Origin of the sequence: Streptomyces camponoticapitis (assembly GCF_014646115.1) — a bacterium.
In the GTDB taxonomy this organism is placed as follows: Bacteria; Actinomycetota; Actinomycetes; order Streptomycetales; family Streptomycetaceae; genus Streptomyces; species Streptomyces camponoticapitis.
In genome coordinates, this window is sequence record NZ_BMMV01000078.1 from 1 (window position 1) to 658 (window position 658).

1 protein-coding gene is annotated in these 658 nt (G+C 69.8%); it reads left to right on the top strand.

Annotated features, from left to right (window positions below):
• Positions 1-68 precede the first annotated feature (68 nt).
• The coding region (locus tag IEY79_RS37125) for a phosphopantetheine-binding protein (protein WP_373292708.1) at positions 69-658 on the top strand (590 nt) is incomplete at its 3' end.

Below are 658 nucleotides of genomic sequence, written 5' to 3' on the forward strand. Positions count from 1 at the left end.
TGTGTGTCGGCGGGGCGGGTGTCGCGCGCGGTTACGTGGGGCAGCCGGGACTGACCGCAGAGAGGTTCGTGCCCGACCCCTTCGCAGGCGATCCGGGGGCCCGGATGTACCGGACAGGGGACCTCGTACGGTGGCGCGGCGACGGCCTGCTCGAGTTCTTCGGCCGTATCGACGGCCAGGTCAAGGTACGCGGATACCGCATCGAACTCGCCGACGTCGAGGCGGCGGTACTGCGTCAGGACGGTGTCGGCCGGGCTACGGTCTCGGTGTTCGAGCACGCGGGAGACCGGCGGCTGGTGGCCTACGTGGAACCCGCCGCGCAGGACACCGTCGACACCGCGCGGATTCGGCAGGGTGTGGCGCGCGAACTGCCCGCCTACATGGTCCCGGTGTCGTTCATGGTGGTGGACGCCTTGCCGATGATGTCGAACGGAAAGCTCGACCGCGCGCGCCTGCCGGAACCGGTGATCTCGAAAACATCGGGTGGCCGCGTCCCCCGGACACCGGATGAACAGACGGCGGCCGACGTCTTCGCGGAAGTCCTCGGCGTGACCACGGTCGGCGCCGAGGACAGCTTCTTCGACCTGGGCGGACACTCACTCCTGGCTGTGCGGCTGGTCACCCGACTGAGCGAACGGCTCGGCCGGCCCGTGACGGT